The organism is Gilliamella sp. App4-10, from assembly GCF_001690495.1.
GTDB lineage: Bacteria > Pseudomonadota > Gammaproteobacteria > Enterobacterales > Orbaceae > Gilliamella > Gilliamella apicola_G.
Genome location: NZ_LZGS01000022.1, coordinates 1 through 4,414, shown reverse-complemented (window position 1 = coordinate 4,414; position 4,414 = coordinate 1). Strand labels below are relative to the sequence as shown.

The 4,414-nt window shown below is 40.0% G+C and carries 5 protein-coding genes; 1 reads left to right on the top strand and 4 read right to left on the bottom strand.

The genetic code is table 11. From position 1 onward, the window contains the following. The coding region (locus A9G23_RS03545) for a hemagglutinin repeat-containing protein (RefSeq protein WP_176700596.1) at positions 1 to 1,356 on the bottom strand (1,356 nt) is incomplete at its 3' end. A 297-nt stretch (positions 1,357 to 1,653) separates the two neighbouring features. Continuing rightward, on the bottom strand, positions 1,654 to 1,818 hold the full coding sequence (locus A9G23_RS11360) for a transposase (protein WP_141674908.1): 165 nt from the start codon (positions 1,816 to 1,818) through the stop codon (positions 1,654 to 1,656). 324 nt (positions 1,819 to 2,142) lie between these two features. Here A9G23_RS11360 and A9G23_RS03535 point away from each other — a divergent pair, with 324 nt between their 5' ends. Then, the gene (locus A9G23_RS03535) at positions 2,143 to 2,688 is read left to right on the top strand and encodes an RNA 2'-phosphotransferase (RefSeq protein WP_065586308.1); all 546 of its coding nucleotides are present in this window, start codon (positions 2,143 to 2,145) and stop codon (positions 2,686 to 2,688) included. On the opposite strand, the gene A9G23_RS03530 is transcribed toward A9G23_RS03535, so the two are convergent. Next, positions 2,685 to 3,083 (bottom strand): SMI1/KNR4 family protein, encoded by a 399-nt coding sequence (locus A9G23_RS03530; RefSeq protein ID WP_065586307.1) that lies wholly within the window; start codon positions 3,081 to 3,083, stop codon positions 2,685 to 2,687. The genes A9G23_RS03535 and A9G23_RS03530 overlap by 4 nt on opposite strands. A 4-nt stretch (positions 3,084 to 3,087) precedes the next feature. Next, the coding region (locus A9G23_RS03525; protein ID WP_176700595.1) for a VENN motif pre-toxin domain-containing protein at positions 3,088 to 4,414 on the bottom strand (1,327 nt) is incomplete at its 5' end.

Here is a 4,414-nt window from a genome sequence, read left to right as displayed (position 1 = left end):
TAGGGCGCTGATTTGTTGTCTTTCTTCTTGGCTTAGGTCTTTGATGTCTTTATCGGGGTAAAGGATACCTGCAATAACTTCCGCACTGCGTTCACTTGCGGCAGCGCCTAAGCCACCCACTAGGGCAGAGTTGCCTTGCAGCTGCGCAACCACCCCACCCAAGATGGCATGACTGACCGTGTTGGCAATGTGGTCTGTTTCCCATTTGCCGGTTTCAGGGTTGTAATGCTCGGTTTGTTTTTTTATGGCACTGGCAATTTTTGGTGCCAGTGCCCCTGCAACCGCCCCTGTCATGTCGCCACTGATGATGCCGTTGATAAGATTGACCGCCATGTCAATGCCTTGACGGGTTTCACTGCCCATCGCCGACATGCCTTGATTCATCGCTTCTTTGTAGGCGTCTTCGTAGATTTTTTGTTGCTGTTCGTCAGTTAAGACCGTTTTATTGTTTTTGGCCTTTTCTTGCTCTTTGTTTAACGCCTCTTTCGCTTTTGAGGTGGCGCTGATTCGGTCAATGTGATTGAGCATGGTTAATGTTTCACCACCAATTTCACTCACGAGCCGTGTTTGGTCGATGATGCTTTGCTCTTTGTCTTTGTTAAAGATATGTTTGAGCGCATGACTCGCATGCTCGGTATCACGACTTAATTCGTTAATCGCTTGTTGTTGCTCGCTTTCATGGCGGATAACCATCGTCCCTGCCGATACCGCTGAGTGCGTGGTCGAGTTTTTGCTTGCTTGTTTGTTAAGACCCGTTGGTATTGATGGCATTCCACGGGTGTTGACGCCTGCACTGCTGCTACTTACCTTGTAGTCCGCTTGGTTTTTTATATCACTAAAGCTGATTGTGCCGGTGTCAAGACGGTTTTTGCTCTTGTCTTTTGCTTCTGAGGCTATCACTGCCCCTTTTAAGTCGGTGTGGTTGCCCACCGTAATGTCAAAGCCCCCTTTGCCGGCAAAAATGCCCGACTGGTCCGTCACACTTTGCCAAGTGCTGTCCATTTTGGTTTGGCTTGCTGCAGCATTTGCGCCATTTGTACTCCCCCATGAAACACTGCCCCCCAAGGATGTTGAGCTGTTTTTGGAATGGTACTCATCGCGGTCTTGTTTCGATTCTATATTGAGGTTATGACCAATATCGGCTTCTACCCTATCCCCTTTGACTTGTCCCGCCACAATGTTGGCGTCATTACCGGTGATAAGAGTAAGCTTATTGCCCGCTTCAACCACGCTTTCACGCCAGTCGGTGCCATTGCCTTTTTCGCGTGATTTGCTTTGGCTGGCATTGGCTGATAGGTTAAGACCATTTTTTTCTCCCCCAACTTGATAACCCACCCCCAACGAGCCACTGCTCATTTTTTGATAAGAAAAATAATGGATTGGTGTATTTTTTATGTTTTGAATAGAGGGATATATGGCGCAATTGTAATTAAAATAGATAGACTTTATTTACAATTGTGTAATATTTTGATAATCCTAAAAATTGACATAGTTTTGTTGTGCTATAACGATGTTGGTTGGCTTTTAGGATAGCGATTTTTGCTCTATTATCAGTACGGCTTGCTTTAGAATATCGTTTCCCATACGGAGTTATTTAAGCTCTTTGCGCAAGCTATCAACTCTTGTTCTTGTGGACTGCGATTATCTATTGTTTTAAATGTGCACTTTAGCTTGCGTTATGCAACGATCCAATGCTGATGGTGTTAAATCATATTCAGCAACGATTTCACTACGTGATTTACCGTGTTGATAAAAACTGACCATTTGGTGTTTAAAATCATCATTGAATGTTCGTCTTTTGCGTTTAATCTTATTCATATTAGATCCTTTTTAGTTGTGATAAGTTTACTTTAACCCTTAAAAAAGTTGTATGAATTAGTGTAGCCGATCCAGAAAAACACCATGGCAAACTTGGAACGAGGCAAAAGGGTTGGTTAAGGAAAAGCAATTGGAGGATTTATTTTGTGCATCGGACACTCATTTTGTTAAAATGAAGGCCGATGAGTAATAAGTATCTGTCAGATTAAGTTTGAGCTACTACAGCAGGGCAAGCTGGTTATTGAGCTTGCCCTGCAAATCTAGAAACAGATAAAAACGATATCCCAATTTAAAGTGAGACCGGGGATTATTCAGGGAATAAATATGAGCAAACCACTAGATAAATTAAGTAAATTCTTAAGCTATATTTTGAGACATCAACCAGAAGCTATTGGAATCACATTAGATTCTGATGGTTGGGTCAATATTGATAGTCTAATCATGCAAGCTAATCAACATGGAGAACCACTTACTAGAGAGTTGATTGAGCAAATTGTTAAAACAAGTGATAAAAAACGTTTTACGATTTCGGATGATGGTCTAAAAATACGTGCAGCACAAGGACATTCAACTCAACAAGTAAAAATTAGCCATGTAGAACACATGCCTCCAGAGTTTTTATATCATGGCACTGCAACCAGATTTATTGATTCCATTAAAAAACAAGGATTAGTTGCTGGTAGTCGTCATTATGTCCATTTATCTGGTGATGAGAAGACAGCTAATAAAGTCGGAGAAAGACATGGGAAACCGGTAGTATTAAAAGTAAAAACCTTGCAGATGTATCAACAAGGTTTTAAATTTTATTTGGCTGATAATGGTATTTGGTTGACTAATACTGTTCCTAATACTTTTTTAATATTTGACTAAATCTTATCTAACTCAGCCTGTTCTGCTTTATATTGGGCTGATTCTTCTTTGGCTTGTTTTAACCATTCATCAAAACTATAAACACTACCTCTATCCTCCCATCCAGGGGTAGCAAAAGTATGAACAAAGTATACTTTCGGATTGCCTGATATATCGGAACCATCAAAACAAACAATATCATCATTATTAGAAGCTTTGGCAAATGGTATCAGTTTTCTAGTTGGATATTGTTTTTTTATCTCGAATAACCATTGTTTCGCAAAATTTTCAAATTCATACAAAAACCACCATGGTTCTAAATCTAGAACATCTTTCTTAGAAACAATTTCCAAAAAAGATGGTGGATATTTAAATCCTTCGGGTAATTCTTCTTTCGAATATAAGTAATGAGCCATATTATTAATCCTTAGGTTTACCACTAATGCGAGGAGGAGTACTTGAACCATATGGATTATTTTTACTAAATCCACCAGACTGTTTATTAATTCTTCCTGTTATTGCCTCACCCCAAGTTGTAGGTACAAATCCTTTTTTAGGATCAGAAAACCTATTTACTTCAGCAAGTGAAAGCTTATCATCAAAATGTTTAACATTAGCTTTAATATCTATACCAGCTTCTCTAGCGGCTGCTATTCTAGTATTATCCATACTCGTGAATTTTCCGTCTGGCATTTTAATTACATCAACTGGTTCATCTTTCCAACCATTAGTTTTCATGTTTGTAACAAGATCGTCATAAGTATATTTCATGTCAGTCCCTCGTTCTACTTTATTATAAGAAACCGTATTTTGTGAAAATCTAATTTCATTAGGATTCAGAGTGGATATATTATTGATAGCCCCCTTTCCAGCTTTAGTTTTAGATGGAACAATATCATCAATATTATTAACAACCTTTCCGGCGTTTCCTGCTAATTTTGATGGTACTAATATACTGGTTAGAATTGAAGCCACTTCTTCTAGTGATCGTTGCTCTCCCTTTTGTGCTTTAGCAAAAACATCACGAACATGATCCCACGTATCACCATTGATTAATGAAGTCATTGCGTCTGATGCAGTTTTATTAGCTTTCCCTAAATCATCGAGTGCAGTATCGCAATAAGATGCCCCCATGGTACAACTTCCTAATGCAAGTATAGCATCTAATGCTGTATCTGCAGCGCCAGCACCAAAATCAACCGTATCACCATATGACATCATTATCCCATTAAGAATTTGAGATGCTGTATTTTCACCAATTTTTTCTCTAATTTCTGTTTTCCAGTATTCAACACTGTTTTTATGTTTTTCACGAAACCTATCACCAAGTAACGAATTATTCTCAACCGCATTTTTCCCTGCAGCAACGCCAGTATTGATATCTTGGATATCACCACCGGCCGCGGTGGTAGCTAGGCCAGTCGCGAGTTGGGTTAGGGCGCTGATTTGTTGTCTTTCTTCTTGGCTTAGGTCTTTGATGTCTTTATCGGGGTAAAGGATACCCGCAATAACTTCTGCACTGCGTTCACTTACGGCAGCGCCTATGCCACACCCACTAGGGCTAAGTTGCCTTGCAGCTGCGCAACCACCCCGCCCAAGATGGCATGGCTGACCGTGTTGGCAATGTTGCTCGTCAGTTAAGAAGATACCTTTGTCTGTTGCTTTTAAGTCGGTATTGTTTTCGACCTTTATGTCAAAGCCATCTTTGCTGACACAGAAAAATGCAAAAAAACACCAAGAAAAAAAT